This is a genomic window from Pseudomonas sp. FG98, assembly GCF_057808595.1.
Genome location: NZ_JBMDIJ010000002.1, coordinates 122,057 through 148,152, shown reverse-complemented (window position 1 = coordinate 148,152; position 26,096 = coordinate 122,057). Strand labels below are relative to the sequence as shown.

Here is a 26,096-nt window from a genome sequence, read left to right as displayed (position 1 = left end):
AAAATCTAGCCAACCAACCCGCGTACGCAGAAGTACAGGATCGACGGCCCCATCAGGCAGCCCAGCCCGGTATGGAACGTGGCGGTCAGCGCGCCGTAGGGCACCAGACGGCGATCGGTGGCCGCCAGTCCGGCAGTGACGCCCGACACGGTGCCTGCCAGCCCGCCGAAGACCATCGCCGAGCGCGGGTTGTCCAGGGCCAGCAAGCGTGCCGACATCGGCGTGAAGACCATGACGATGATCGCCTTGATCAACCCGGTGGCGATGGACAGCGCCATCACATCGGAACTGGCGCCAATCGCTGCACCCGTCACCGGGCCGACGATGTAGGTCACTGCGCCGGCACCGATGGTGGTGATGCTCACCGCATCCCGGTAGCCAAAGGCCCAGGCGACGGCAGCGCCGACGATAAAGGGCAGCACGGTGCCGAGCAACAGGGAGACCACACCGATCATCCCGGCCTTGCGCGCTTCGGTGGCCTGTACTTCGAAGGCCGTGGCGACGATGGCGAAATCCCGCAGCATGGCGCCGCCCATCAGACCGATACCGGAAAACAGCGCGACGTCCGCCAGGCCCTTCTGGCCGCCGGTAAGGGTGCCGCCAACCCAGGCCAGGACCAGGCCGATGACGATGGCGATGGCCGAGCCATGCACCCGGCCAAGGGTCAGGTACTTCGACAGCAGGACCGACAGCCACATGATCGCGCCCACTACCGCGAAGGCGGTGATCAGGCCGTTGTGTTCCAGGGCTTTTTCAATGATTGGCCACATGTTCAACGACCTCCAACGGGGGCGACGTGAGCAGGCTGGTCAGGGACGCTTTCTTCCCTGGGCAACGGCTCGCCTCTATGGGTGCGGCTGATCAGGGCGATGGTCACGCCACACGACAGGACCGCGCCAATGGCTGCCAGTACGGCGACCGGGCCGCCATGCAGCGCGGTAACAACGTTCTGCTGGGCCGCCATGGCGACCACCACGGGGATATACATCGCGCCCCAGAAACCCACGCCCAGTTCGCATTCCTTGCTCAGGCCGCCACGCTTGTGCATGTACAGCCGCGCGCAGATCAGCAGGATCATGGCAATGCCGACCCCGCCGACATTGGACTTGACGCCCAGCAGCACACCCAGGAAGTCGCCGACGATGACGCCGGCCAATGTGCATACCGCAAGCAGAGCCACACCATAGATGATCATTGTTGTTGTCCTCGGTCTTTTATCGAAGTTGCTTTTTGTTGTTGTCCTTCGCAAACCACACGCTTACTGGGTGCTGGCCACCTCCTGACGCAGCAAGGCGTCCACTGTATCTGCCCGGGTGCTGTCGAGGGCAACTACACGGCCCTCCTTGAACACACTGCGGGCCAGGCCGCTGAGGACGCTGCCCGGCGGCATCTCCACCTGCAAGCGCACACCGCGTTCGTAGGCATTGCCCAGAGTGCCGCGCCAGTCGACGACCCGCGCCATGTTGCCGGCCAGGTCATCGCGCAGGCGCGCACTGTCGAAGATCGGGCGCGCGCTGCTGCCGCTCAGATAGGTGATCCGTGGCCGCTGGACCGGCACATCGGCGAAGGCCGCAGCCAATGCGCTGGCCGGTTCATCCAGCAGAGGGCAATGCGACGGCACGCTGACGGCCAGGCGCCGTGCGATACCCTGGCCGCGGCGCCGGGCCAGGGTCGCGACCGCTGCCATCGCTTCGTCACTCCCGGCGATGACTATCTGGTTTTCCGTATTGAGGTTGGCGATGTGTACCTGGCCTCCAGCCTCCGCGATCAGCGCTTCGATCTGGCTCGCGTCGAGACCGCTGAGGGCGGTCATGCCATAGCCTTGCGGATAGGCGCGTTGCATCAATTCACCGCGCAGGCTGACCAGACGCACGGCATCGGCGAAACCCAGCGCCTGTGCCGTCACTGCCGCCGCATAGGCGCCGATGGACAGCCCGGCCACATAGTCCGGCTGCGGGCTGCGCTGCATCAGCCAGCGCGCCCAGGCCACCCCGGCCAGCAACAGGCACAGTTGCACGGCCCGGGTGGATTGCAGCGCCGCCACCGAATCCAGCGCCAGCACCGATTCGTTCAGGCAGTCACCGGCTTCCTCGATCAACGCGGTCGAGCCTTCTGGAAGCCTGTGGAGCATGCCCGGTTGCTGCGCGCCTTGACCGGGAAACACGAAGAGACTGCTCATCCCCGGCGCTCCTGTTCCAGCCACGGGTTGGCGACCAGGCGCGCTCCCGTGGACGACTTGAGCAGTACGCGGGCAGCGCTGCCGGCCCACTCGCGCAAGGCGATCGCGCCAGCGGGTGTTTCCAGTTGCACGTCGATACGGCAGGGCCCCTGGTCGAGGGCATCGAGCAAGGCCCTGGCCTGGGGACGTTCAATCGGCCCGGGCGTGCGCAGCAGCAAGTCCAGATCACTGTCGGCATGCAGCACCGCCACGCCGGTCGCCAACTGATACCCCGTACCGCCCGTTGGCCCCCATGCCAGCCCGGTCGAATCCAGCACCGCCGCCACATGGCCCAGCGCGAGCAGCGGCGGCAGGGTAGCGACCTGCTCGCCGCGCAGCGCTTCCGGACTCACTTGCCTGACGATCGCGGCCAGCGCCATTTCACAGGCCAGGCGCTGCTCGCGTCCGTCACCACGCAAGCCCACCGCGACATTGCCGTCGCTGGCGATGGCACGCCGCACGACCACCGGATGCCCGTCGCGCAGCACGCGATGAGCCCAGGCCGGAGCTTCTTCGGGCAGTGCTGCCGCAGAGAGTCCCCAGAGCAGGTCGTGTGGGCGAGGCGCGTGCATGTCAGGCCTCCTGCCACTGCGCGCGAAGCAGGGCCCGCACGTTACGCGAGGCGCTGCGATGGGTACCTTGCAGGCGCGCCGACAGATCACTGCTGGCGCCGATATCCTGCACCGCTGCGACCAGGCATTCGCGTACCCGGGACAGGTCGGCTGCGCCCGGCTGCTCGGCACTGTCCACCGCCAGACGGCGCCACAGCAGGCCCAGCGAGTCGTAGCTGTCCAGGTCGTAGGCCATGGGCGGGATCTCGGCGGCCAGGGCTTCGAGCTCCTCGACACTGCGCAGGGTGATGCGCGCCGCCGCCGCCTTGCCCATGGCGTGGACCATGACCCCGGCATCGTCCAGGGCGATCAGGCGCTGGGCCTGGTAGCCATGGGCGAGAAACGCACCGGACATGGCCTTGCCCACCAGCAGCCCGATCACCGGATGCCCGGCCAGGCGTGCCCTGGCGTAGGCGTCCACCGCGCCGGCCAGCGCCTGATGGATGCCCAGCGCTTCCTCGCGACGGCCATAGGCCTGGCTGGGCACGTCGATGATCGCCACCAGCGCACGCTTTTCACCGTTGCGGTCCTGTTCGATGGCCTCGGTGACCGCCTTGGCCAGTCCCCAGCCCTCCAGCAACCCGACTTCGCCGGAGCGTGCCCGGGGGAACGGATTGTGCGGGTCGGGGACCACGGCGATGAAGCGCACGGTGCGGTTGTCCAGCTCCCCATCGACCACCCGCAGCGAGGCCGGGTAGCCGGGCAGGGGCGCCTCGTGGGTCAAGGCCGATAGCCAGGTGTGGGCGCGGTTCATGACGGTTCTCCTGGGTAAAGGGTTCGCACTGCGGCAGCGTCCAGTTGCGCGACATCCGCGCCCAACTGCGCCAGGCGTTCGAGGTACCACTGGTAGCGCTGGCTGCGCAGGCGCGATGGTGCGTCTACCAGTTCGATCAATTTCTGGCGCACGCTCTCGACATCGTCGTTGACGTAGCTGTCCGCCAGGCCGGACGCATGGCGTTGTTCGCCGCCGGTCAGGCCCCAGATGAACGGACGATCCTTGGCGTCGTACTCGCCGATACCGGCTTCCTGCTCGATGACCTGCGGACCGTTCAAGCCCAGGCGCGCTTCACGGGTCACCAGCAGGTGGCTGCATAGTCCGGCGGCGATCGACATGCCGCCGAAGCAGCCGACCGAACCTGCGATCAGGCCGATCACCGGCTGATAGCCACGCAGCTCGACGATGGCCGCCTGGATCTCGGCGATGGCTGCCAACCCGAGGTTGGCTTCCTGCAGGCGCACGCCGCCGGTTTCCAGCAACAGCACGGCACGCACGGGAATGCCCTTGCGGTTGTCCTCGATGGCCAGCTCCAGGGCGCCGGCGATCTTCGCGCCGCCCACTTCGCCCATGCTGCCGCCCTGGAATCCCCCCTCGATGGCGGCAATCACGGTGGCGTGGCCATCCAGCGTGCCCTTGGCGATCACCACGCCGTCATCGGCCTGGGGCACGATGCCCTGGCGTGGTAGCCAGGGCGACATCTGCCGGTCGAACGGGCCGAGCAGTTCACGGAAGGTGCCGCTGTCGAGCAGGGCCCTGGCGCGTTGCCGGGCGTTCAGTTCGACGAAGCTGCGTGCTTGCAGCAGGCGTTGGATATCGGTCATGGCGCGATCTCCTCGAAGCCCTGTTCAAGCCGCAGACGGGCGACCCCGGGGGTGGCGCCGAAGTCATGGATATCGATGTTCAGGGCCGGCAACCGGCGGCCGTCGAACAGCCGTTCAAGCAACTGCGACCAGCGCGCCGAACTGCCGTTGACCGAGGTCACCACCTGCACGCGCAGGCGACCGGCGTTGCCAGGTTCGATCAGCACTTCCAGGTCACCGGAACTGACGCAGCCCACCAGGCTGCGACCGCGGCCAGGTTCGGCGGCGGGAAATTCAAAGGTCAGGGTTTCCATTCACAGACTCCCGATTCTGTCGAGGAACAGGCAGGCGGCCAGCAGGTCCGCGGCGCCGCCTGGCGAGGCATTGAGTTGCAGCAGCAGGGTGTCGAGCGCTTGCAGGCGCCGGCGTCCGGCGAGGCTGGCGCTGCCACCGGCATCGAGGATGGCACGGGCGCCTTCTTGCAGCGCGGCCAGGCCCTGGGCGCCGGAACGCCAGAGGACGCAGGTGTCGCTGAGCACCGCCATCAAGGCCAGCAGGGTATCCAGGCGCGCATGGTTTTCACTGACGCCCGCAGCCCGGCTGCGCCGCAGTTGCGGCAACCCCACCTCGATCACCGCAGGAAAACCAAGCTGCGCCTGTTCCCGCGCGCCGAGTGCGCCGTAGCGCCGCAGCACCTGTGCGCCATGGCTGTTGCTGGCCGGTGCGGCGGGGTCTTCGATCAGGGCGATGCGGCCGGCGCGAATGGCGATGGTGGCGGCATCCTGGGTGTCCGGCTGCACGGCCTTGGCCGCGATCAGCAGGCCCAGTGCCCAGATGGCACCGCGGTGGGTATTCACGCCCTTGGTGGTTGCCAGCATGGCGGCTTCGCCGTCACGGCCGGTCTTGCCCAGCGCCATGCGCAACGCAGGATTGATCTCGCCGTGGACCTGGGCCGCTTCGGCCATCTGCCGAAAGCACGGCCACAACGACAGGGCCGAGGCCTGCATCAGGGCCAGGTTCATGTCGCCATGGGCACCGCCGCCGCGACGGTCGACCAGACCCGGCTTGGGCGACAGTTCCGCCTCGTCGATCAGCGCATCGACGGCCAGATCCGCCAGGCGGTCGGCCAGGGGGAGTTCCGGGAGGAGCGGATTGAGCGCATTCATCACCAGCTCCTGAAACGTGCGGGCGGGTTGTAGAGCCCGCCGGACCATTCGACCAGTTCGGCGATGCTGCGCGCCGCGAGCAGCTCGCGACTGGCATCGGTGCGGCGGATGCCGAGGTCTTCCGGCAAGGCCACCAGCCCGGCCTGGCGCAGGCGCAGGGTGTCTTTCGGATCGTGGCGCAGGCCGATGGCGGTAACCCCGGCCACTGCGGCGATCATCTGCTGGCGCTCCTCCAGGCTGCGGGCCTTGTACAGGTAGGCGATGCCTTCCTCGGTGAGCAGGTGGGTGACGTCGTCGCCGTAGATCATGATCGGGGCGAGGGGCATGCCGGTCTTGCGCGCCACGTCCACCGCGTCGAGGGTTTCGACGAAGGTCGGTTTACCGCCTTCCTGGTAGGTCTCGACCATCTGCACCACCAGCTTGCGGCCGCGTTCGAGCAGGGTGTCGGGCACGGTCATGTCCAGCCAGGCCGGAGTGGCATGGCGGCGTCCGCGCGGGTCATGGCCCATGTTCGGCGCCCCGCCGAAGCCGGCCAGGCGACCGCGGGTCACGGTCGAGGAGTGGCCGTCGCCGTCCACCTGCAGGGTGGCGCCGATGAACAGATCGACCGCGTACTGGCCGGCCAGTTGGCACATCATCCGGTTCGAACGCATGGAGCCGTCGCGACCGGTGAAGAACACGTCCGGACGCTGGGCGATGTAGTTCTCCATGCCCAGTTCGGTGCCGAAGCAGTGCACGCTCTCGACCCAACCGGTCTCGATGGCGGGGATCAGGGTCGGGTGCGGGTTGAGCGTCCAGTTGCGGCAGATCTTGCCCTTCAGGCCCAGGGATTCGCCGTAGGTCGGCAGGATCAGTTCGATGGCGGCGGTGTTGAAGCCGATACCGTGGTTCAGCGACTGGACCTGATGTTTCTCGTAGATGCCGCGAATCGCCATCATCGCCATCAGCACATGCACCGGCTTGATATGGCGCGGGTCGCGGGTGAACAGCGGCTCGATATAGAAGGGCTGGTCGGCGACCACCACGAAGTCGACCCACGACGCCGGAATGTCCACCCGGGGCAGGTCGTCGCTGCGCTCCACCAACTGGTTGACCTGGGCGATGACGATGCCGTCGCTGAAGGCCGCCGGCTCGACCAGCGCCGGGGTGTCCTCGGTGCTCGGGCCGGTGTACAGGTTGCCGTCGCGGTCGGCCATGAACCCGGCAACCAGGGTGACGTTGGGAATCAGGTCCACCAGCAGCCGGGAATACAGTTCGATGTAGGTATGGATGGCACCGACTTCCAGCAGGCCGTCTTCCAGCAACTGGCTGATACGCAAGCTCTGCGGACCGGCGAAGGAGAAGTCCAGCTTGCGCGCGATGCCCCGCTCGAACAGGTCCAGGTGCTCGGCCCGGCTGACGCTGGGCATGATCATGTGCAGATCGTGCAGGCGCTCCGGGTCGGCCTTGGCCAGGGCCCGGGAAAGGAAATCGGCCTGTTTCTGGTTATTGCCTTCCAGCACCACGCGATCGCCGGGGGCAATCAGCAACTCCAGGGCTTCGACGATGGCCTCGGTGGGCAGCACGGCCCCGTCGGCAAGATGACGGACCCGGTCAAGGCGGCGCTGCTTCTCGGCGCGCCGCCGTGACCATTGCGGGGGAGGGGTGAGAGCGGTGGTCATCGGTGACTCCACGATTGTGGTTTTTGTGCAGCCACTGTGGTCGTGGAACGTTGGGCTATCAATCAACCCCGCAGGCGTTTCATTACTCTGAGGCTAATAGTTTGCCTTCATACGGCTTAGGCCTCCAGCTCCCTGAACAGCCACTCCCTGAAGTGCTTGACCGCCTCCGGCTGGCGATGCCGGCGCGGGTTGACCAGGTAGTGGCCGACGATCCGCACCGACTTGCTCACGCCCTGCAACGGGCTGACCAGGCGCCCCGTCGCCAGCTCGCGGGCGGCCAGCAAATCCGACTCGACGATCACCCCCAGCCCGTCCACCGCCGCTGAAATGCTGATGGAACTGCGGTCGAAGGCCAGGGCGAAACTGCTCGGCAGCGGCAGGTCGTTGGCCGCGAACCAGCCTTTCCACTGCACGGCCTGGCCATCGTTCTGGATCAGCAACTGCTCGTAGAGATCCTGGGGGTGGCGGATCTGCTCGGCCAGGGCCGGGCAGCAACGCGGGGTCAGTTCTTCGATGCACAGCGGGGTGACCTCATGCTGCGTTGGCTGCGGGTCGCCATAGACGATATCGACGTCGAAGTCATCGTTGTCGAAGGTGGCGTACTCGGTGCTCGCCGAGATGCGCAGGTCGATCTGCGGGTGCTGGTGCATGAAGCCGGCAATCCTCGGCACCAGCCACTGGCTGGCGAAGGTTGGCGCCGAGTGCACGCGCAAGGGCACCGAGGCCTGGGTGGTGGCCATGCTGAAGCCACGGTTCATTTCCTCGAAACCGCGCTGGACATGCTCCAGCAGCACGGCGCCTTCGGCGGTGAGTACGGTACTGCGGGTGGTGCGGATAAACAGCGCCACCCCGGCCGCCGCCTCCAGCTTGCGGATGGCATGGCTGACGGCGCTGGCGGACAGATCCAGCTCATGGGCCGCGCTGACGAACGAGCAGGTCCTGCCTGCCGCCTCGAACACGCGAAGGGACGTCAGCGGTACGCGCTTGAGCCATTTCATTGATGAATCCTGTTCACTTATTGGCGAATTTATACCTTTTGTCGACCGCTGATTTTTACACGAAGATCGCGCCATTGCTCAATTTGGCCGGTTGCAGATGAATCATTTGCGCCAATAGCCGAAGACCCAAGGTCCCTAACGGAGAACAACATGACCGAGAGTTGCAATGGACACTTCGTCCAGATGTCCCGGCACGCCTGGCGCATTCGCCGCTTCGCCCTGCGCATGGGCGAGGTCCAGGGCCAGGGCTATGTCGGCCAGGCCCTGGGCTGGGCCGATGTGCTGGCGGTTGCCTACTGCCATGCCATGAACCTCCGCGCCGCCGAACCCGAGTGGGAAGGGCGCGACCGTTTTCTGCTGTCCCATGGTCACTACGCCATCGCTCTCTACGCCGCGTTGCTGGAGGCGGGTGTGCTGCCCGAAGAAGAACTGGAAACCTACGGCTCCGATGACAGCCGGCTGCCCATGTCGGGCATGGCCACCTATACCCCCGGCATGGAAATCTCCGGTGGATCCCTCGGCCAAGGGCTGGCGATCGCGGTGGGCCAGGCGCTCGGCCTGCGTATGAAGGGCAACGCGGCCTTCGTCTACAACTCGATGTCCGATGGCGAGCTGGACGAAGGCGCCGTATGGGAAGCCGCAATGTCGGCGGCCCATCACCGGCTTGGCAACCTCATCAACCTGGTCGACATCAACCGCCAGCAGGCTGATGGGCCATCCCACGACATCCTCCAGTTCGAGCCGCTGGTGGACAAATGGGCGGCCTTCGGCTGGCACGTCCAGCGGGTCGATGGCAACGACCTGCGCGCAGTGATCGAGGCGTTCGACATTGCGCGAGCCGTCAGCGCAGACAAACCCCGGGTGATCCTCTTCGACACCCTGATGGGCAAAGGCGTGCCGTTCCTCGAACAGCGCGACAAGAACCACTTCATCCGGGTCGAGCCACACGAGTGGCAACAAGCCCTTGCCGACCTCGACGCGATCCCCGCCCCCGGGAGCCAGCCATGACCACTGCCACGCCTGCCAAGGCGAAACTCACCACCTCGTCGATGATCGCCTCCATCGCCAGCGAGGGGCAGCGCACCACTTCGGCGCCCTTCGGCCATGCCCTGGTCAAGGCCGGGGAGCACAACCCGCGCATCGTCGGCATGACCGCCGACCTGGCCAAGTACACCGACCTGCACATCTTCGCCCAGCGCTATCCCGAGCGTTTCCTGCAGATGGGCATGGCCGAGCAGTTGCTGATGGCCGCAGCCGGCGGCATGGCCAAGGAAGGCTTCGTGCCGTTCGCCACCACCTACGCGGTGTTTGCCACCCGGCGTGCCTATGACTTCATTCATCAGGTGATTGCCGAAGAAAACCTCAACGTGAAGATCTGCGCGGCGCTGCCGGGCCTGACCACCGGCTACGGGCCGAGCCACCAGGCCACCGAAGACCTGGCGATGATGCGTGCGATTCCGCAGATGATGGTCATCGACCCCTGCGATGCGTTGGAAACCGAGCAGTGCGTGGCCGCCATCGCCGAGCATCAAGGCCCGGTCTACATGCGCCTGCCCCGTGGACGGGTGCCGCTGATCCTCGACGAGTACGACTATCGCTTCGAACTGGGCAAGGCCAGCGTGCTTCGCGACGGCAAGGATGTGCTGATCATTTCCTCGGGCCTGATGACCATGCGCGCCCTCGAAGTGGCCGATGCGTTGAGCGGCAGCCGCATCGATGCCGCGGTACTGCATGTGCCGACGATCAAGCCGCTGGACGTCGACACGATCATTGCGCAGTGCCGCCGGGAAGGCCGGTTGGTGGTCATCGCCGAGAACCATACGCAGATCGGTGGCCTCGGCGAAGCCATCGCCATGGCCCTGCTCATGGCCCGGGTCCAGCCCGAGGTGCGCCATGTGGCGCTGCCGGACCAGTTCCTCGACGCCGGTGCGCTGCCGACCCTGCATGATCGCTATGGCATTTCCACCGACGTCTTGGTGGCCAATATCCAGCGTTGGCTGGGCTGAGCATTCATCAGTCAGGCCGCCGACCGCCACCTTGCCGGCAATGCCCGCTGCCCGGGCCTGCAAGGTGGTGGTCGGCCCTGGCGTATCCCGTCATTTGTCCCTGAATCGTCCGAATAACTACAAAGGTGATGACGATGCAAAACGACTCCGCTCTGCTGAGCAAGAAGCGTGTCTGGATCTACGCGTTTCTCTTCACCCTGACCTTGATCAACTACGTGGACCGGGTGTCGCTCTCGGTCGCGTCCAAGGTGCTCAAGGAAGAATTCGATATTTCCCCGGTGGCCATGGGTTACCTGTTCTCTTCGTTCGTCTGGCTGTACTTCCTGGCGCTGATTCCCATGGGTTACCTGGTGGGGCGCTTCGGGCCGAAGAAGGTCAACGGCTACGGCATCGGTGTCTGGTCGGTGGCAACCGCCTGCACGGCGCTGTCCACCGGCTTTGTCTCGCTGCTCGGTTGCCGGCTAATCATGGGCATGGGTGAGGCCACCACCTATCCGGCCGGGGCGCGGGTCATCCGCGAATGGATGCCGCTCAAGGAGCGCGGCATGGCCACCGCGGTGTTCCACAGTGGCAGCCTGGTCGGCCCGGCGATCGGTGCCATCGGCTTTGGCTGGCTGATCAGCGCCTTTGGCTGGCGCATCGCTTTTGTCGTTGCCGGGGCGCTGGGGTTCGTCTGGCTGGCGGCCTGGCTGAAGTGGTACAACCACCCGTCCAAGGCGCCCTGGCTGGGTGCCGAGGAGCGTGAGGAAATCGCCCGGGGCAGTGTCACAACCACTGCGGATTCGGCTCAGCCCGTCTCCCTCGGTCTCAAGGGCCTGGCGCGCTCCAGCAGCATGTGGGCCATCGCGCTGTCCCATGGTTGCGCGGTCTACGCCACCTACTTCTTCCTCACCTGGTTGCCCAGCTACCTGCAGGCGGAGAAGGGTCTTACGGTGATGTCCAGCGGCTTCTACACCGCCATTCCCTACCTCGGTGCAGCCATCCTGGCGATTGTCATTGGCCGCCTGAGCGACAAGGTCATGCGCCCTGGTGCTGCAGAGACAGGTCAGCGGCGCAAGGTGATTGCCAGTGTCCTGCTGGGCTCGTCGGTGATCTTTCTGGTCCCGGCCATCGACAGCACTTGGGCGATCCTGCTGGTCATCACGCTGTCGCTGGCCACCTGCGCCTCGGCCATCTCCCTGAACCTGTCGCTGGTCAACGACCTGGTGCGTGCGGAAGACGATGTCGGCACGGCAGCGGGCTTCATCACTGCGGTCGGCAACCTGTTCGGCCTGCTCGCACCGATCGTCACCGGCTATGTGGTCGCCGGATCGGGCCGTTTCGCCCTGGCCTTCATCGTCGTCGGCGCCTTGCTGGTGGTGGGCGCGATTCTCTCCCTGTTCTGTACCCGCCGCCCGATCGGCACGCTGCCACACGTTGGCCTGAATCAACTGCACGTCAAGGAATCAACAGCGTCATGACTCAACCTAGTGGTGTTTCCCAGACTCCGGACCGGGCTGGCTGGAGAGTGGCGGTCGGGGTACTCGCCCTGGCGCTCGGATTGTTCGGCCTGGCCATGCTGGCTGGCGGTGTGTGGCTGATGGCCCTGGGCGGTAGCTGGTACTACGGACTGGCGGGCGCTGGCTCGACGGTCACCGCCTGGCTGCTCTGGCGGCAGCGGCGCAGCGCCCTCCATCTGTTTGCCCTGATCTGGGGCCTGACCCTGGTCTGGGCCTTGTGGGAGGTGGGTTTGAACGGCTGGGGCCTGGTGCCGCGACTGGTCACCGTGAGCGTGATCCTGGTGCTGATCCTTTTGCTCTCGCCGGCCTTGCGCCGCGCTGTCTGACGAGGTCTTCATGTCTACTTCCGTTACCTGCGCCGGTGCGCTTGCCATCACCGGCGCACTGTTGTCGCCGCTCGCATTTGCCCAGCCAACCCCGGAGCCGTCGCCGATCGCCGGCGACTGGCCGTTCTACGGCGGCGACCACAACGCCCAGCGATTCAGCCCGCTGCAGCAGATCACCCCGCAGAACGTCGCTCACCTGGAGCGGGCGTTCGTCTATCACACCCGCGACCTGCCCAATGCCGGCGTGCGCTATTCGCCCGAGACCACGCCGCTGAAGATCGGCAACGACCTGCTGATGTGCTCGGCGAAGAACATCCTGATTTCCATCAACGCCGCGACCGGCCAGGAAAACTGGCGCCATGACCCGGGCGTTGCGGACCAGGCGATTCCCCATGCCGCCGCTTGCCGGGGCGTGGCCGTCCACACCGCCGTGCAATTGCCGGAAACGGCCCAGTGCCGCAGCCGCGTGATCGAGGCGACCCTCGATGCGCGACTGATCGCGGTCGACCTGCACACTGGCGAACCCTGCCAGGACTTCGGCCAGAACGGCGCGGTGGATCTATGGCAGGGCCTCGGCAAGAAGGTGCCCGGCTGGTATGCCGTAACGGCGCCGCCGACCATCGTCAACGGCGTGGTGGTAACCGGTGCCCAGGTTCGCGATGGCCAGGACGAAGATGCACCGTCTGGCGTGATCCGCGGCTACGATGCGCTGACCGGAAAACTAGCCTGGGCCTGGGACCTGGGCAACCCGGACAACGTCCACGGACCTGCCGAAGGCACCACCTACACCCGCGGCACGCCGAACATGTGGACTGCTGCCGTGGGTGACGAGCAACTGGGCTACGTCTACCTGCCGATCAGCAACTCGTCGATCGACTACTACGGCTCCAACCGCAGCGAGGCCGAGAACAAGTACTCGACCTCGCTGGTGGCCGTGGACGTGAAGACCGGCAAGGACGTCTGGCATTTCCAGACCATCCGCCACGACGTCTGGGACTATGACCTGGGCAGCCAGCCGACCCTGCTCGACTATCCGGGCAAGGATGGCAAGCCGGTGCCGGCGGTGCTGTTGCCGACCAAGCAGGGCGATATCTACATCCTCGATCGGGCATCCGGCGAACCGCTGACCCCGGTTGGCGAGGTCAAGGCGCCGAAGGGCGGCTCGGTGGAACCGGGGTTCCTCGCCGACAGTCAGCCGACCTCCGAATGGCACACCCTGCGCCAGGCACCGAAGACCGAAGCCGACATGTGGGGCTTCTCGCCGCTGGACCAACTGATGTGCCGGATCCAGTTCCGCCAGGCCAGTTATGAAGGCTACCTGACGCCGCCGTCGGTGGACCGTCCGTGGATCCAGTACCCCGGCTACAACGGCGGTTCGGACTGGGGCTCGGTGGCTATCGATCCGGTACGGCGCCTGCTGATCGCCAACTACAACGATATCCCCAACCTCAACCAGCTGATTCCGCGGGAGCAGGCCAACGCCATGGGGCTCAAGCCCATTTACGCGCCGAAGACGGACGAGACGGCGCTGAACAAGGCCGGCAGCAAATCGGGCAAAGGCGAGGGCGGTGCTTCGACCTACCCGCAGGTCAACGCCCCTTACGCCATCCGCGTCAATGCCGGATGGCGCAACTGGGGCACCGGCGTGCCGTGCTCGGCCCCGCCCTATGGCGGCATCCGCGCGATCAGCCTGGATACCGGCAAGACGGTCTGGGACGAACCCCTGGGCACCGCCCGGCGCAACGGTCCCTTCGGCATCCCGTCGCACCTGCCGTTGACCATCGGCCTGCCGAACAACGGTGGTGCCGTGTTGACGGCGGGTGGGCTGACCTTCATTGGCGCCGCCACCGACAATCTGTTCCGCGCCATCGACACCGCCACCGGCGAGGTGCTCTGGGAGGATGTGCTGCCGGTAGGGGCCCAGGCCAACCCGATCTCGTACGAGGTCGACGGCGAGCAGTATGTGCTGATCTCAGCGTCGGGCCATGCCTTCATGGAAACCGGAACGGGTGACGCGATCATTGCGTACAAGCTGCGCAAGTAGACAGCCCGACGGCGCTGTACAGCGCCGTCGTGGACCCTGCCAAGAGGAGATAGATGATGGATCTGGGCTTGAAGGACAAGCGCGTGCTGGTCAGCGGCGCTTCACGCGGGATCGGGCGCGCGATCGTGCAACTGTTTCTCGATGAGGGCGCACAGGTCGAATTCTGTGCCCGCGGTGTTTCCGGCGTGGAGGCGGCAGGTGCCGCGTTCGGCGCGCGGGCCTTCGGCACTGCCGTGGATGTGACCCACCCGCAGCAGATCGCCGAGTGGGTGGGTGCGGCTGCCGAGCGCATGGGCGGGCTCGATATCGTCGTCCCCAATGTCAGTGCCCTGGCCGGTGGCGAAGACCTCGACACCTGGCGCAGGGCGTTCGACACCGACCTGCTGGGCAGCGCCGCGATGGTCAAGGCGGCGTTGCCAGCGCTGCGCCAGTCGGCTGCAGCGTCGATCGTGCTGATCTCCAGTGTCTCGGGCCGCGAAGTCGACCAGTTCGCCGAGCCCTACGGCATCCTCAAGGCCGCGTTGCTGCACTACGGTAAAACCCTGTCGGCGCGTCATGCCGGTGACGGTATTCGGGTGAATAGCGTGTCCCCCGGCAACGTCTACTTCCCCGATGGGGTCTGGGGCGATATCGAACGCGAGCAGCCGGAAACCTTCGCCAGGTGCCTGGCGGAAAATCCTCTCGGACGCATGGCCACGCCCTTGGAGGTGGCCAGGGCCGTGGTCTTCCTCGCCAGTCCGGCGGCCAGTTTCACCACCGGTACCAACCTGCTCGTCGATGGCGGGCTGACCCGTGGGGTGCAGTTCTGAACGGCAACGGGGTAACGACATGCAAGGACCTGCGATGAAGCTGTACATCTACGAGCACTGCCCGTTCTGCACCCGTGCGCGAATGATCTTCGGGCTCAAGGCAATGCTCGTCGACCTTGAGGTCATCATGGAGGGCGACGCCGAAACGCCGCTAAGTCTTATCGGCAAAAAGGCCGTGCCGATCCTCCAACGGGAGGACGGTACGCATATGGGGGAGAGCCTGGACATCGTTCGTTATGTCGACTCTTTCGTTCCGTCGGTGCTTACGGCGCCTCGCGACGAATCGCTCGATACCTGGGTGAAGCAGGTATGGGCGTCTGCGCTCAAGCTGTTCATTCCACGTTTCGTCAACGGCGACTTTGCCGAGCTTGCCACGGCCCAGGCGCGGGAGGCCTATCGCTTGCGCGAGGAGCAGGCCTTCGGCGATCTTCAAGCCTTGCGCGAGGCCACCCCGGAGCTGCTGGTCGAGGTCAACCAGCGACTGCAAGAGCTGGCGCCGTTGCTGGATCAACGCACGGCCCTGGGCATCAACGACATCACCTTGTGGCCGGTGTTGCGGTCATTGTCGATTACCAGAGGACTCGAGTTCCCGCCTGCTGTGCTGGATTACATGCAGCGAATCGGCGCACGGTGTGGGGTGCCGATGCTGTTTTCGCAGCAGTCCTGAGGCTGTTTTCAACGGGAGACTGCGCGCTCCCGGGCCGATCTCTGCTTGACGTAGCGGCACTTTGATGGTCATCTGCGCGCCTGTTTCAGGTGCCCCCTGCCGCCGTGCATGGGGTGAAACGGGAAGCCGGTTCGTCATCGCGTGATGATCAGTCCGGCGCTGCCCCCGCAACGGTATGCGAGCGAAGCGTTCAAAACGCCACTGTGACTTGTCATGGGAAGGCGAACGCTTCACGACCCTCGCGAGCCCGGAGACCGGCCTGAAGCATCGATAGGCAACCCGCGGTGGGCGGGCGCAGGCCGGTTTTGGTAGGCGCGTGCGCCTGCAATCTCCTGTGCGTTTTTCCCTCCGGGCTTCTTCCATTCCTGCTTCAAGTGGAACGACATGTCCCGTAATTCGTTGTTCAGTTGTTCGCCAGGCACGCTGCTGCGTGCAAGCCTGGTGCCCTGTGTTTTCCTTTCCATCTCCGCTCAGGCCGCCGAGGCCGACAAACCACTGGCGCTGCCTGCGACGGACATCACCGACGTCGCCGAGCAAAGTCCGCAGCCAGATCTGCACACCCCGAGCACCAGCGGCTCGCGCCTGAACCTGACGCCGCTGGAGACGCCCGCCAGCGTCACCAGCATCGGCTCGGAGCAGATCCTCAAACGCAACAACGCCACGGTGCAGGACGCCGTCACCCGCTCCCCCGGCATCACCTTCATCGGCTCCCCCGGCAACGGCGGCACAGCGCTGTCGGCCCGCGGTTTCACCGGGCACAGCTCGACCATGCAGCTGTACGACGGCACCCGCCTGTACGTCGGCGCCGGCACGGTGACCTTCCCGGTGGACACCTGGTCGGTCGAGCGCATCGATGTGCTGCGCGGCCCGGCGTCGGTGCTGTATGGCGAAGGCGCCACCGGCGCGGTGATCAACGTGGTGCCGAAGAAGCCGTTCGAGGGCGAGATCCGCAACCATGTGCGTTTCGGCTATGGCTCCGACGACCGTCGGCAGATGGCCCTGGACAGCGGCGGCTCGCTGACCGACACCCTGAGCTACCGCCTCAACCTGAACAAGCTGGCCAGCAATGGCTGGGTCGACCGTGGCGACTCGCAAAGCCTGGCCATCAGCGGCTCGCTGCATTGGCAGGCCAACGACGACCTGGCTTTCACCCTCAGCCATGACTACGGCGACCAGGACCCGCAACGCTACTTCGGCACGCCGTTGGTGAACGGGCATTTCCGCGAATCGCTGCGCGACCACAACTACAACGTCGACAACGCCGAAGTGCGCTACAACGACCAGTCCACGCGTCTGGTCACCGATTGGCAGATCAACGACAACCTCAGCGCCAGCAACCAGCTGTACTTCCTCAAGGTCCAGCGCCGCTGGCGCAATGCCGAAACCTACACCTGGCAGCCGGGCGACCTGGTCGAGCGCAGCGACTTCATCAGCATCAAGCAGACCCAGGAGCAGATCGGCGATCGCCAGACGTTCACCCTGCAGCACTCTCTGTTCGGCCTGGACAGCCAGACCGTGGTCGGCACCGACTACAACTCGATCCGCTTCGTGCGCAAGCATGACTTCGGCAATACCCTGAGCGATACCGTGCCGCTGGCCGGCTCCGGTGGCGGCGAGTACATCAGCGACGACCCGTACCGTTCCCGCGAGGCCAACCAGGCCCGGCAGTTCTCGCTGTTCGCGGAAAACCGCACCCAGCTCAGCGAGCGCCTGTCGCTGATCACCGGCGTGCGCCGCGACCAGGTGCATCTGGACCGCGACAACCTGGACAACGACACCCGCACCGATCGCAGCCTGTCCGGCGACAACTGGCGCGCAGGCCTGGTGCTCGCCGTCACCGAGGACCTGTCGCTCTACGGTCAGCACGCCACCAGCACCGAAGGCGTGAGCAACCTGCTGACCCTCAATCCCGCCCAGCAACAATGGGACCTGAGCACGGCCAGGCAGACCGAAGTCGGCATCAAGCAGATGCTCCCCGAGGGACGCGGGGAATGGACCCTGGCGGCCTACCACATCGTCAAGAAGAAGCTGCTCAGCACCGATCCGGCCAACCCGACCGTGCAGCAGCAAATTGGCCAGCAGAGCTCGGACGGTATCGAGGCCACCCTGGAACTGCGCCTGCCCTACGACGTACAGTTGTCGGCCAACGCGGCCTGGGTGCGGGCAGAGTTCGACGAGTTCGCCAGTGGCAGCAACGACTACTCCGGCAACCGCCCGACCAACGTACCGCGCCGTTCCGCCAATCTGTGGCTGAGCAAGGACTTCGACCAGCGCTTCAGTGCCGGTGCCGGTGCGCGCTATGTCGACAGCCGCTACGGCGACAACGCCAACACCGTCGAGGTGGCGGGCTACACCGTGGTCGACGCCAACTTCGACTGGCACGTGCAGAAGGACCTGACCCTCGGCCTGCAATTGAACAACCTGTTCGACCGTCAGTACGCTACCACCACCAGCAACAATGGCCGGCAGTGGTACCTGGGCGAACCGCGTTCGTTCTTCGTCACCGCCGACTACAGCTTCTGACCCTGTCGCACCGGCCCCCTGGCCGGTGCCTGCTCAAGGTGTACCGCATGACAAGCCTGAACATCGAAGCGCTGGACTGGACCCTTCGACAACGCGGGCAAGCGCCACGGCCGCTGTTGCAGGACATTGACCTGCAAGTGGAGCAGGGCGAGTTCGTCGGGCTGATCGGCCCCAATGGCAGCGGCAAGAGCAGCCTGCTGCGCTGCGCCTATCGCTTCACCGAACCGAGCGCAGGGCGCGTCCTGCTCGGCGCCGATGATCTCTGGCAGCGCCCGGCGCGCTGGTGCGCGCAGCGTATCGCCGTGGTGCTCCAGGAGTTTCCCGACGAGTTCGGCCTGAGCGTGCGCGATGTGGTCGCCATGGGCCTGGCGCCGCACAAGGGACTGTTCGACGGCGACACCGCCGAGGACCAGCAGCAGGTCAGCCAGGTACTCGGCCGGGTCGGGCTGGCAGCGCAAGATACCCAGACCTTCGCCACCCTGTCCGGCGGCGAGAAACAACGGGTACTGCTGGCGCGGGCGCTGGTGCAGGCGCCCGAGCTGCTGATCCTCGACGAACCGACCAACCACCTCGACCCGCGCTATCAACTGGAGCTGCTCCAGCATCTGCGTGGCCTCGACCTCAGCGTGGTAGCCAGCTTCCACGACCTGAATCTGGCCGCCGCTTTCTGTGACCGGCTGTACGTGATCGATGGCGGGCGCATCGTCGCCGCCGGCACGCCACAGCAGGTCTTGACCCCGGCCTTGCTCAAGCAGGTTTTCGGCGTCGATGCCCTGGTCGACCCGCACCCGCTGCATCCCTATCCGCGCATCACCTGGATTACCCACCCATGAGCTTTCGCTACCTGATCGGCCTGCTGTCGATCGTCCTCGCGCTGCCCGCCATGGCCAGCGACTACCCGGTGCACGTGCGCAGTTGCGAGCGCGACGTCACCTTCACCCAGGCCCCGCAGCGGGTCGTGGTGCACGACGTGAACATGACCGCCATGCTCCTGCACCTCGGCCTGCGCCAGCAAATCATCGGCTACACCGGCTTCACCCGCAGCAAGCACCGCGACGCCTGGATCGACCAGGCCCTGGAGGGCGTGCCGCAACTGGCCAGCCAGTACCCGTCGCTGGAAACGCTGCTGGCGGCCGATACCCAGCTGTTCTTCGCCGGCTGGAACTACGGCATGCAGGTCGGCGGCCCGGTGACGCCGGCCACCCTCGCGCCGTTCGATATCCCGGTGTACGAACTGAGCGAGTCCTGCTCCTGGGTGATGCCGCAACAGCGCGCCAGCCTGGAGGACGTCTACCGTGACCTGGAAAATCTGGGGCGGATTTTCTCGGTCGAGGCGCAGGCACAGACGCTGGTCGCGCAGATGCGCGCTCGGGTCGGTGCCGTCAGCCACGCCGTCGCCCGAGTGCAGCAGCATCCGCGGGTGTTCCTCTATGACAGTGGCGAAGACCGTCCCATGACCTCGGGCCGCCTGGGCATGCCCCAGGCGTTGATCGAGGCGGCGGGCGGGCGCAACGTGATGGACGATGTGTCCGCCAGCTGGACCCATGTCAACTGGGAGAGCGTGGTCGAGCGCGATCCTGAAGTGATCGTCATCGTCGACTATGGTCCGCGTAGCTGGCAGCAGAAGCGCGATTTCCTCCTTCAGCAGCCGGCGTTGAAAGACGTCCGCGCCATTCGTGAGCAGCGCTTCATCGTGCTCTCGTACTTGCAGGTGACGCCGTCGGTGGAAAATGCGCAGGCTGTCGAAACCCTCGCCCGCGGTTGGTACCCCGATCTGCTGTCAGGCGTTGATCCATGACCGGCACCTATCGCTGGCTGATCGCGGCGCTGATCCTGGTGCTGCTGGTGTCGTGCCTGAGCGCCCTGGCCTTTGGTCCTGCGTCGGTGCCCTTGGCCCATGTGGCGGGCATCGTCGGCCAGCAACTGGGGATGGACCTCGGTGGCGGGTGGACCCGCAGCCAGGCGCAGATCGTCTGGGTGATCCGTGCGCCACGGGTGATCCTCGGCGCGCTGGTCGGCGCCGGCCTTGCCATGGTCGGCACCGCGTTGCAGGCGGTGACGCGCAACCCGCTGGCCGATCCGCACCTGCTCGGGGTCAGCTCCGGAGCGGCCCTGGGCGCGGTGCTGGTAATCCTCTACCTGGGCGAGTTCATCGGCGTGTTCAGCTTGCCACTGGCGGCCTTCGCCGGCGCGGCGGGGGGCATGCTGCTGGTCATCGCCGTGGCCCGACGCAGCGGACGCATGGACAGCGATCGCTTGTTGCTGGCGGGGGTGGCCGTGTCGTTCGTGCTGATGGCCCTGGTCAACCTGCTGCTGTACACCGGCGACCAGCATGCGGCGACGTCGGTGGTGTTCTGGATGCTGGGCGGCCTGGGCGCGGCGCGCTGGGAGGTGATCTGGTTGCCGGCGCTGTGCGTGCTGGCGGGGCTGTTTGTCCTGCGCATCCTCGGGCGTGGACTGAACGCGCTGATGAGTGGCGAGCAGACGGCGGTCAGCCTCGGCTTCAATGGCAAGCGCCTGCGCTTGCAGGTGTTTGTCTGCACCTCGTTGCTGACCGGCGTGCTGGTCTCGCTCAGTGGCGCCATCGGCTTTGTCGGCCTGATCGTCCCGCATATCGCCCGGGCGCTGGTGGGCGCGGAAAACCGTCGGCTGATTCCGGTCAGCGCGCTGCTTGGGGCGATCTTCCTGGTCTGGGTGGATGTGGCCGCGCGTACCTTGATCGCGCCGCAGGATTTGCCGATCGGCATCGCCACGGCAGCGCTGGGTGGGGTGTTCTTTATTCTGTTGTTGAGGCGCTGAACGTCGGAGCGATCCCTGTGGGAGCGGGTTTACCGGAACGCCGGACCGCCGCGATTACGATGGTGGCATCACCTACGCCATCGCGGGTAAACCCGCTCCCACAGGGTCCGCGCCGCTCTTAGACCTGTTCTCTGCGCGACGGCGCAGCCTGAAAGGCTGGGCGGACTCCCACAGGGTGCCAAGCCTCAATCCGAAGTGTGTAGTGACCTTTGGCCCTGGGGAGACGCCGTCAGGACCCTGACAAACTCCCCAACCACCTTGTACCGGGACAGCAAGTCTTCCTTCAACTCGATCGGTTCGAAGCTGCTGTCGGACGAGCGTGGCAGCAACTGGATCTTTTCATGGTGCCAGCCGTGCTCGTCTTCCACTTTGACACTGCGATATTCCTTGACCGTGTAATGCGCACCGTCCGCGTCATCCCACAGCTCCACCAGGACGATCTTGCCGTTGCGACTGCCGCCGCGCTCGACGCGGAACAGGCAGATCGCTCCGTCGGGAATGATGCTGTTCATCGACTCCCCGTGCACTTCGCAGGCGAAGCAGGTGCTGTCCAGCGGGACAGGCGCCTCCACGGCGATCCAGCTTGTTTGCTCGGCGTTCTGGGCTTCACTGAAGCCACCTGCCGCCGCTCGCAGGTCGTACAGCGGCACTGAATTCACATAGGGCACGAGCTTCAACGGTTCACGAACCGGCGGCAGCGGGCGATGCGCAGGCAGATGCTCGGCCAGGTAGTCGCGCAGCTCCGGGTTGCAGGCGTAGACGAAGGTCCCGCGGATACCCCGGAGCATGATGGTCTTGTAGATATTGAGGATGTACTGCTTGAGTTCGCCGGGCTGCTTGATGCCGTTCTTGCCGTTGCGGTCGAAATAGCGGCGCGCATCGATGGTGATTTCGCCGCGCGCCTTGTCGTAGCCGATCTCGTTGCCAAAGATGATCGCTGCGTAGTTCAGGTCGTAGCCCTGCGTGGTGTGGATGCAGCCGACCTCCAGCTCGGAGTTCCTGGCGTTGATCCAGTCGCTGTTGGTGCTGTTCCAGCGCAGCTTCTGGTCTTCGATCTCGATGTCGAACGCATCCTTGTTCTTCTGCGAAATCCACGGCCATGAATAACCGGCAATCATGCGTGACAGGCCGAATTGCCGGTTTCTTTCCTGGGTGACCCGGACCATGTCGCTGATCGAGTCGAACAGTACCAGCTCGTAGTTTTTCGGCGAGAACTTCGGCTTGCCGCTGCGTCGGACGTTGAGCAGCTCATCGAGGAAATTTACATAGGGATTGCCCGCACGCACGCGGAACTGCGACAGCAGTGTCTGTACCTGTGTCGTGGCCAGGGCCTTGAGCCGGGAAAAGTCCTCGGCATTGGCATCCGACGGTTTGATCGACTGGCTGGTGTCGTAGAAGAACACCGCCTTGCCCGCCTGCCGGCACACCCAGTCCACTTCGCTGCAGCTGTGCTGATCGAAGCCGAGCGCCTTGCTGGTGTTGTCGAACACCTTGAAGTAGGGGCCGAGGTTGCTGCGTTTGCGCAGGCGATGGGCCTCGTCGACCAGGACGATATCGTAGCGTTGCCTGGCAAGGTCGGCAGGGCCGATGACCATGTCGGGCGACAGGCCGACGATATTCCGGAAGGCTTTCTGCAAGGTCTTGCGGAACGAGCCCATGGGCACGACCAGCGCCATCTTCGGTTGGCCGTAGCGCCGCTTGATACCCTTGAGCAACTCGCGCAACTCGGCTTCTTCGACATCGAAGTCGTGGAAGCTCATCTCGTCGATATCCGAGTGCAGCAGCTTGAACAGGTAGATCGCCAGCACCGATTTGCCGGTCCCCGCGCCACCCTGGACGATCAGGGTAGTGGTGCGCTCATCCAGCAGCGCATGGAGAATGCCCAGCAGTCCCTGGCGTTGGTCGGAGGACAGGGATTTGTAAGGCGAGTACTTGAACAGGTCCGAGTTGTCGAGCGACTCCAGGGAGTGCTGCACCAGCCCTTCGCCATGCAGCCTGTTCCAGGTTTCCTTGAAGATCTGCGCGTACAGCTCGTTGCGCTGGTAGTAGTTGTGATCCACCAGGCCGAGGTTGCTGTTGAGCAAGGAGAACTTGCCATCGGCAGCGATGTACTTGATCAGCGAGGATTCGATATCCAGGGTTGCCGACTTGTTGAAGCGCTCGCTGCTGATCAGGTGCACGGAGCGCAGCAGGTGCTTGTCACCATGCTTCAGGTGGGCGCTCATGCGCGTTAGGGTGTCGGCCGTCTCGCCGATATAGGCCTGCTTTCGCGCTTCGTCGCTGAGGATATACACCAGCGGCCAGGCGTCCGCCGCGTAGCGGTTGCCGCGGATATCCTGCTCCAGCGCCTGGCGCGAGAAGGTGTAGCGCTGCACGTCGACCAGAGGCTTGTCGCTCATAGCTCCGTGTACTTCCGCGCGCTGCCCTTGGCCTTGTCCACCGGGTACTTGCTGTCGTTGAGCTTGATCTTGTCGAGGACGATCTGCTGCGGGTCGAGGCCGTAGCTGTCGGCCAGCAGCAGGGCGTAGGCAAGCACGTCCGCCAGCTCTTCCCTGACCTTGCCCACATCGGCTTCATCAGCGGATTTCCACAGGAAGACTTCGAGCAATTCGCTCGACTCGATGCTCAAGGCCAGCGCCAGGTCCTTGGGGTTGTGGAATTTCTTCCAGTCACGGGCGTCGCGAAACGCCCGCAGTTGTTTGAGTGCTTCTTCCATGGTCAGTCACGCCGCAAGGGAAATGCGGCAATGATTGCCTACGTCATCAGGTGAAACAAGTTTCGGGCAACACAGCTGTTGCGCTGCACTGTTGCGTCGAACGCTACACCTGTAGCGCCTACCACTCGCTGCAGCCATCCCGTCATTCCTCCCGACCCCGCGTAAACCGGGGGTCCCGGCCCTGTTCGAGACCACTGGCATAGCCGTTGCTCTGTCCCGGTTGCGCAGCGAAAACACCGCGCCACTAATAAGAACAGGACAACTCCCATGACACAGATTGGCCATGCCTCGCCGTCCGGCGTCCGTTCCACCCTTGCCGGTATTCCCCTCAAATCCCTGGCCGCGGCGTTGCTGTTGAGCCTGGCCGCCACGCCCGCCCTGGCGCTGGAGACGCCGGCGAACGTCGACAGCCAGCGCCTGATCGCCGCCGACAAGGAGCCCGGCAACTGGATGAGCACCGGGCGTACCTACGACGAACAGCGCTACAGCCCGCTCAAGCAGATCAGCGACCAGAACGTCGGCCAGCTCGGCCTGGCCTGGAGCTACAAGCTCGACCTCGACCGCGGCGTGGAAGCCACGCCGATCGTGGTGGACGGGGTGATGTACACCACCGGGCCGTTCTCCGTGGTCTACGCGCTGGACGCGCGCAACGGCAAGCTGATCTGGAAATACGATCCGCAATCGGACCGCAACCGCGCCGGCGAGGCCTGCTGCGATGCGGTCAACCGCGGGGTGGCGGTGTGGAAGGGCAAGGTCTATGTCGGCGTGCTCGACGGTCGCCTGGAAGCCATCGACGCCAAGACCGGCCAGCGCGCCTGGTCGGTGGATACCCGCGCCGACCACAAGCGCAGCTACACCATCACCGGTGCGCCACGGGTGGTCAACGGCAAGGTGGTGATCGGCAATGGCGGCGCCGAGTTCGGCGTGCGTGGCTATGTCACCGCCTACGACGCCGAGACCGGCAAGCAGGCCTGGCGCTTCTACACCGTGCCGGGCGATCCCAAGCTGCCGCCGGAAGGCAAGGGCATGGAGATCGCCGCCAAGACCTGGCACGGCGATGCCTTCGTCGAGCAGGGCGGTGGCGGTACGGCCTGGGACTCGTTCGCCTTCGACCCGGAGCTGAACCTGCTGTACATCGGCGTCGGCAACGGCTCGATGTGGGACCCGAAATGGCGCAGCCAGGCCAAGGGCGACAACCTGTTCCTGTCCTCCATCGTCGCGGTCAATGCCGATACCGGCGAGTACGTCTGGCACTACCAGACCACCCCCGGCGACGCCTGGGACTACACCGCGACCCAGCACATGATCCTCGCCGAGCTGCCCATCGACGGCAAACCGCGCAAGGTACTGATGCAGGCGCCGAAGAACGGCTTCTTCTACGTCATCGACCGGGCCACCGGTGAGCTGCTGTCAGCCAAGGGCATCGTCCCGCAAAGCTGGACCAAGGGCATGGACATGAAGACCGGGCGGCCGATCTTCGACGACGAAGGGGCCGCCTACTGGAAGGACGGCAAGCGCAAGCTGGTGACCCCGGCATTCTGGGGCGCCCACGACTGGCAACCCATGTCGTACAACCCCAATACCGGCCTGGTGTATATCCCGGCCCATATCATGTCGGCCTACTACGAGCACATTCCCGAGGCGCCCAAGCGCAACCCGTTCAAGAGCATGTACCAGCTGGGCCTGCGCACCGGGATGATGCCGGAGAACGTCGACGGACTCCTGGAAATGGCCAAGGGCTGGTCCGGCAAGCTCATCGCCTGGGACCCGGTCAAGCAGCAGCCGGCCTGGGAAGTGCCCTACGTGACCATCTTCAACGGCGGCACCTTGAGCACCGCCGGCAACCTGGTGTTCGAAGGCAGTGCCGATGGCCGGGTCATCGCCTATGCCGCCGACACGGGCAAAAAACTCTGGGAGCAACCGGCCGCCAGCGGAGTGATGGCCGCACCGATCAGCTACAGCGTCGATGGCGAGCAGTACGTGACCTTCATGGCCGGCTGGGGCGGGGCGTTTTCCACCTTCGCCGGGGCGCTGTCGCTGCGTGCCGGGGTGCAGCCGTTCTCCCAGGTGCTGACCTACAAGATCGGCGGCACCGCCAAGCTGCAAGAGCCGGCACCGCGTCCCGACACCCCCAAGCCACCACCCCTGAGCACCGACACCGCTGCCATCGAAGCCGGCGCCAAGCTGTATGACGGCTACTGCTCGCAGTGCCACGGCATCCATGCGGTCAGCGGTGGCGTGCTGCCCGACCTGCGCAAGCTGACGGCGGAAAAACACCAGATGTTCCTCGGCATTCTGTTCGGCGGTCGCGTGCCCGATGGCATGCCGTCCTTCGCCGATGCCTTCACCCCCGAGCAGGTCGATCAGATTCACCAGTACCTGATCAAGCGCGCCCACGACCTGCAGGACGAGGGCGAGGCGTGGAAACAGTTCAGTGCCAAGCAATAAGCCAGCGACCGACATGGAGAGAGAACA

24 protein-coding genes and 1 riboswitch are annotated in these 26,096 nt (G+C 65.3%); of the genes, 12 read left to right on the top strand and 12 right to left on the bottom strand.

Annotated features, from left to right (window positions below):
* Positions 1–5: 5 nt before the first annotated feature.
* The 10 genes from madM to ACODSK_RS02210 form a co-directional block, all read right to left on the bottom strand.
* Complete coding sequence (madM, locus tag ACODSK_RS02255; protein WP_489013566.1) at positions 6–770, bottom strand: malonate transporter subunit MadM; 765 nt, start codon at positions 768–770, stop codon at positions 6–8.
* A gap of 2 nt (positions 771–772) precedes the next feature.
* A complete protein-coding gene (gene madL, locus ACODSK_RS02250) occupies positions 773–1,195 on the bottom strand; it encodes a malonate transporter subunit MadL (protein ID WP_489013564.1) in 423 nt (140 codons plus the stop codon).
* Between the two features lie 63 nt (positions 1,196–1,258).
* Complete coding sequence (mdcH, locus tag ACODSK_RS02245) at positions 1,259–2,179, bottom strand: malonate decarboxylase subunit epsilon (RefSeq protein WP_489013563.1); 921 nt, start codon at positions 2,177–2,179, stop codon at positions 1,259–1,261.
* A complete protein-coding gene (locus ACODSK_RS02240) occupies positions 2,176–2,790 on the bottom strand; it encodes a malonate decarboxylase holo-ACP synthase (protein WP_489013561.1) in 615 nt (204 codons plus the stop codon). The genes mdcH and ACODSK_RS02240 overlap by 4 nt, the downstream gene beginning before the upstream one ends.
* 1 nt (position 2,791) lies before the next feature.
* Positions 2,792–3,583, bottom strand: coding sequence for a biotin-independent malonate decarboxylase subunit gamma (gene mdcE / locus ACODSK_RS02235; protein WP_489013560.1), 792 nt, complete (start codon positions 3,581–3,583; stop codon positions 2,792–2,794).
* Positions 3,580–4,428: a biotin-independent malonate decarboxylase subunit beta gene (locus ACODSK_RS02230; RefSeq protein ID WP_489013558.1), complete on the bottom strand. Its 849-nt coding sequence runs from the start codon at positions 4,426–4,428 to the stop codon at positions 3,580–3,582. Before ACODSK_RS02230 ends, mdcE begins: the two co-directional genes overlap by 4 nt.
* Positions 4,425–4,721 (bottom strand): malonate decarboxylase subunit delta, encoded by a 297-nt coding sequence (locus ACODSK_RS02225; RefSeq protein ID WP_489013556.1) that lies wholly within the window; start codon positions 4,719–4,721, stop codon positions 4,425–4,427. The genes ACODSK_RS02230 and ACODSK_RS02225 overlap by 4 nt, the downstream gene beginning before the upstream one ends.
* The gene (locus tag ACODSK_RS02220; protein ID WP_489013554.1) at positions 4,722–5,573 is read right to left on the bottom strand and encodes a triphosphoribosyl-dephospho-CoA synthase; all 852 of its coding nucleotides are present in this window, start codon (positions 5,571–5,573) and stop codon (positions 4,722–4,724) included. It lies immediately after the preceding gene.
* Positions 5,573–7,234: a malonate decarboxylase subunit alpha gene (gene mdcA / locus ACODSK_RS02215; RefSeq protein WP_489013552.1), complete on the bottom strand. Its 1,662-nt coding sequence runs from the start codon at positions 7,232–7,234 to the stop codon at positions 5,573–5,575. Before mdcA ends, ACODSK_RS02220 begins: the two co-directional genes overlap by 1 nt.
* 116 nt (positions 7,235–7,350) lie before the next feature.
* Positions 7,351–8,232: a LysR substrate-binding domain-containing protein gene (locus tag ACODSK_RS02210; RefSeq protein ID WP_489013551.1), complete on the bottom strand. Its 882-nt coding sequence runs from the start codon at positions 8,230–8,232 to the stop codon at positions 7,351–7,353.
* Positions 8,233–8,382: 150 nt separating this feature from the next.
* On the opposite strand from ACODSK_RS02210, the gene ACODSK_RS02205 reads away from it, so the two are divergent.
* The 11 genes from ACODSK_RS02205 (at position 8,383) to ACODSK_RS02155 (ending at position 20,905) form a co-directional block, all read left to right on the top strand.
* Positions 8,383–9,240 carry a transketolase gene (locus tag ACODSK_RS02205; protein WP_489013550.1) on the top strand — a complete coding sequence of 286 codons (858 nt, stop codon included), beginning with the start codon at positions 8,383–8,385 and terminating at the stop codon, positions 9,238–9,240.
* Positions 9,237–10,238, top strand: coding sequence for a transketolase family protein (locus ACODSK_RS02200; protein ID WP_489013549.1), 1,002 nt, complete (start codon positions 9,237–9,239; stop codon positions 10,236–10,238). Before ACODSK_RS02205 ends, ACODSK_RS02200 begins: the two co-directional genes overlap by 4 nt.
* Positions 10,239–10,372: 134 nt before the next feature.
* Positions 10,373–11,698 (top strand): MFS transporter, encoded by a 1,326-nt coding sequence (locus tag ACODSK_RS02195; protein ID WP_489013548.1) that lies wholly within the window; start codon positions 10,373–10,375, stop codon positions 11,696–11,698.
* Positions 11,695–12,063, top strand: a complete 369-nt coding sequence (locus ACODSK_RS02190) for a glucose dehydrogenase (RefSeq protein WP_489013546.1) — start codon at positions 11,695–11,697, stop codon at positions 12,061–12,063. Before ACODSK_RS02195 ends, ACODSK_RS02190 begins: the two co-directional genes overlap by 4 nt.
* Positions 12,064–12,073: 10 nt before the next feature.
* On the top strand, positions 12,074–14,107 hold the full coding sequence (locus ACODSK_RS02185) for a pyrroloquinoline quinone-dependent dehydrogenase (RefSeq protein WP_489013544.1): 2,034 nt from the start codon (positions 12,074–12,076) through the stop codon (positions 14,105–14,107).
* Between the two features lie 56 nt (positions 14,108–14,163).
* Complete coding sequence (locus ACODSK_RS02180; protein WP_489013542.1) at positions 14,164–14,916, top strand: SDR family NAD(P)-dependent oxidoreductase; 753 nt, start codon at positions 14,164–14,166, stop codon at positions 14,914–14,916.
* A gap of 34 nt (positions 14,917–14,950) precedes the next feature.
* Positions 14,951–15,583: a glutaredoxin 2 gene (gene grxB / locus ACODSK_RS02175; RefSeq protein ID WP_489013540.1), complete on the top strand. Its 633-nt coding sequence runs from the start codon at positions 14,951–14,953 to the stop codon at positions 15,581–15,583.
* Positions 15,584–15,653: 70 nt separating this feature from the next.
* Positions 15,654–15,860, top strand: a riboswitch (cobalamin riboswitch).
* A gap of 107 nt (positions 15,861–15,967) precedes the next feature.
* Positions 15,968–18,106, top strand: coding sequence for a TonB-dependent receptor (locus ACODSK_RS02170; RefSeq protein WP_489013538.1), 2,139 nt, complete (start codon positions 15,968–15,970; stop codon positions 18,104–18,106).
* Between the two features lie 47 nt (positions 18,107–18,153).
* Positions 18,154–18,939: an ABC transporter ATP-binding protein gene (locus ACODSK_RS02165; protein ID WP_489013537.1), complete on the top strand. Its 786-nt coding sequence runs from the start codon at positions 18,154–18,156 to the stop codon at positions 18,937–18,939.
* The gene (locus ACODSK_RS02160; protein ID WP_489013536.1) at positions 18,936–19,904 is read left to right on the top strand and encodes an ABC transporter substrate-binding protein; all 969 of its coding nucleotides are present in this window, start codon (positions 18,936–18,938) and stop codon (positions 19,902–19,904) included. Before ACODSK_RS02165 ends, ACODSK_RS02160 begins: the two co-directional genes overlap by 4 nt.
* On the top strand, positions 19,901–20,905 hold the full coding sequence (locus tag ACODSK_RS02155) for a FecCD family ABC transporter permease (protein WP_489013534.1): 1,005 nt from the start codon (positions 19,901–19,903) through the stop codon (positions 20,903–20,905). Before ACODSK_RS02160 ends, ACODSK_RS02155 begins: the two co-directional genes overlap by 4 nt.
* Positions 20,906–21,090: 185 nt before the next feature.
* Here ACODSK_RS02155 and ACODSK_RS02150 read toward each other — a convergent pair whose 3' ends face one another.
* Together ACODSK_RS02150 and ACODSK_RS02145 are read right to left on the bottom strand one after the other, a co-directional pair.
* Positions 21,091–23,304, bottom strand: coding sequence for a DNA/RNA helicase domain-containing protein (locus ACODSK_RS02150; RefSeq protein ID WP_489013533.1), 2,214 nt, complete (start codon positions 23,302–23,304; stop codon positions 21,091–21,093).
* Positions 23,301–23,621, bottom strand: a complete 321-nt coding sequence (locus ACODSK_RS02145) for a nucleotide pyrophosphohydrolase (RefSeq protein WP_489013532.1) — start codon at positions 23,619–23,621, stop codon at positions 23,301–23,303. Before ACODSK_RS02145 ends, ACODSK_RS02150 begins: the two co-directional genes overlap by 4 nt.
* A 267-nt stretch (positions 23,622–23,888) precedes the next feature.
* Between ACODSK_RS02145 and ACODSK_RS02140 the strand changes: the two genes are divergently transcribed.
* A complete protein-coding gene (locus ACODSK_RS02140; protein ID WP_489013531.1) occupies positions 23,889–26,069 on the top strand; it encodes a PQQ-dependent dehydrogenase, methanol/ethanol family in 2,181 nt (726 codons plus the stop codon).
* Positions 26,070–26,096 lie beyond the last annotated feature (27 nt).

Coding starts and splice junctions, on each gene's coding strand:
- ACODSK_RS02225 (WP_489013556.1), bottom strand. CDS start 4,721: ATGGAAACCCTGACCTTTGAATTTCCCGCCGCCGAACCTGGCCGCGGT.
- ACODSK_RS02150 (WP_489013533.1), bottom strand. CDS start 23,304: ATGAGCGACAAGCCTCTGGTCGACGTGCAGCGCTACACCTTCTCGCGC.
- ACODSK_RS02165 (WP_489013537.1), top strand. CDS start 18,154: ATGACAAGCCTGAACATCGAAGCGCTGGACTGGACCCTTCGACAACGC.
- ACODSK_RS02140 (WP_489013531.1), top strand. CDS start 23,889: ATGACACAGATTGGCCATGCCTCGCCGTCCGGCGTCCGTTCCACCCTT.
- ACODSK_RS02170 (WP_489013538.1), top strand. CDS start 15,968: ATGTCCCGTAATTCGTTGTTCAGTTGTTCGCCAGGCACGCTGCTGCGT.
- ACODSK_RS02200 (WP_489013549.1), top strand. CDS start 9,237: ATGACCACTGCCACGCCTGCCAAGGCGAAACTCACCACCTCGTCGATG.
- ACODSK_RS02210 (WP_489013551.1), bottom strand. CDS start 8,232: ATGAAATGGCTCAAGCGCGTACCGCTGACGTCCCTTCGCGTGTTCGAG.
- ACODSK_RS02180 (WP_489013542.1), top strand. CDS start 14,164: ATGGATCTGGGCTTGAAGGACAAGCGCGTGCTGGTCAGCGGCGCTTCA.
- mdcA (WP_489013552.1), bottom strand. CDS start 7,234: ATGACCACCGCTCTCACCCCTCCCCCGCAATGGTCACGGCGGCGCGCC.
- ACODSK_RS02220 (WP_489013554.1), bottom strand. CDS start 5,573: ATGAATGCGCTCAATCCGCTCCTCCCGGAACTCCCCCTGGCCGACCGC.
- ACODSK_RS02190 (WP_489013546.1), top strand. CDS start 11,695: ATGACTCAACCTAGTGGTGTTTCCCAGACTCCGGACCGGGCTGGCTGG.
- grxB (WP_489013540.1), top strand. CDS start 14,951: ATGAAGCTGTACATCTACGAGCACTGCCCGTTCTGCACCCGTGCGCGA.
- ACODSK_RS02145 (WP_489013532.1), bottom strand. CDS start 23,621: ATGGAAGAAGCACTCAAACAACTGCGGGCGTTTCGCGACGCCCGTGAC.
- mdcH (WP_489013563.1), bottom strand. CDS start 2,179: ATGAGCAGTCTCTTCGTGTTTCCCGGTCAAGGCGCGCAGCAACCGGGC.
- ACODSK_RS02240 (WP_489013561.1), bottom strand. CDS start 2,790: ATGCACGCGCCTCGCCCACACGACCTGCTCTGGGGACTCTCTGCGGCA.
- madM (WP_489013566.1), bottom strand. CDS start 770: ATGTGGCCAATCATTGAAAAAGCCCTGGAACACAACGGCCTGATCACC.
- ACODSK_RS02205 (WP_489013550.1), top strand. CDS start 8,383: ATGACCGAGAGTTGCAATGGACACTTCGTCCAGATGTCCCGGCACGCC.
- mdcE (WP_489013560.1), bottom strand. CDS start 3,583: ATGAACCGCGCCCACACCTGGCTATCGGCCTTGACCCACGAGGCGCCC.
- ACODSK_RS02155 (WP_489013534.1), top strand. CDS start 19,901: ATGACCGGCACCTATCGCTGGCTGATCGCGGCGCTGATCCTGGTGCTG.
- madL (WP_489013564.1), bottom strand. CDS start 1,195: ATGATCATCTATGGTGTGGCTCTGCTTGCGGTATGCACATTGGCCGGC.
- ACODSK_RS02160 (WP_489013536.1), top strand. CDS start 18,936: ATGAGCTTTCGCTACCTGATCGGCCTGCTGTCGATCGTCCTCGCGCTG.
- ACODSK_RS02195 (WP_489013548.1), top strand. CDS start 10,373: ATGCAAAACGACTCCGCTCTGCTGAGCAAGAAGCGTGTCTGGATCTAC.
- ACODSK_RS02185 (WP_489013544.1), top strand. CDS start 12,074: ATGTCTACTTCCGTTACCTGCGCCGGTGCGCTTGCCATCACCGGCGCA.
- ACODSK_RS02230 (WP_489013558.1), bottom strand. CDS start 4,428: ATGACCGATATCCAACGCCTGCTGCAAGCACGCAGCTTCGTCGAACTG.